1 pseudogene is annotated in these 618 nt (G+C 64.9%); it reads right to left on the bottom strand.

From position 1 onward, the window contains the following. Window positions 1-618: pseudogene (locus AAC083_RS20155) on the bottom strand (Mur ligase family protein); the annotation flags it as partial.

Consider the following 618-nt stretch of genomic DNA (forward strand, 5'->3'; position numbering starts at 1 on the left):
GCGCCTCGGTGGCGATAGTAGCAGGCGGGTTGGGCTCGCCGCTGATAGCAGGTTTGCCCGCGCGGTAAACACCGGCCTTCTCCACTGCCACCGCTTCCCGGGTATCCCCCAGCCAGTCGCAGTGATCCAGCGCGATGGAGGTGATCATGGCGACGTCAGACTCCACCACATTGGTGGCATCGAGCCGACCGCCCAGCCCCACTTCCAGCAGCAGCACATCGGGCGCGGCGCGGCAGAAGAGCCACACACCCGCCAGGGTGGCGAACTCGAAGAAGGTGAGCGCTATCTCGCCACGGGCCGCCTCCACCTCGGCAAACGCCGTGCAGTGATCACCGTCAGTCAGCTCGGCGCCGTCGATGCGCACCCGCTCGGTAAAGCGCAGCAAATGAGGAGAGGAGTAGACGCCGACCTTGTAGCCCGCGGCCATCAGAATGCTGGCCGCCATGGCACAGCTGGAGCCCTTGCCGTTGGTGCCCGCCACCGTGATCACCTTGAACGACAATTGGGTGAGGCCCATTCGACGGGCGACTGCACCGACCCGATCCAGCCCCATGTCGATGTTGACCGGGTGGATCTGCTCCAAATAAGAAAGCCAGTCGACCAGCGACCGGCTTTGGG

The organism is Aeromonas sp. HMWF014 (assembly GCF_963878295.1).
Taxonomy (GTDB): Bacteria; Pseudomonadota; Gammaproteobacteria; order Enterobacterales; family Aeromonadaceae; genus Aeromonas; species Aeromonas popoffii.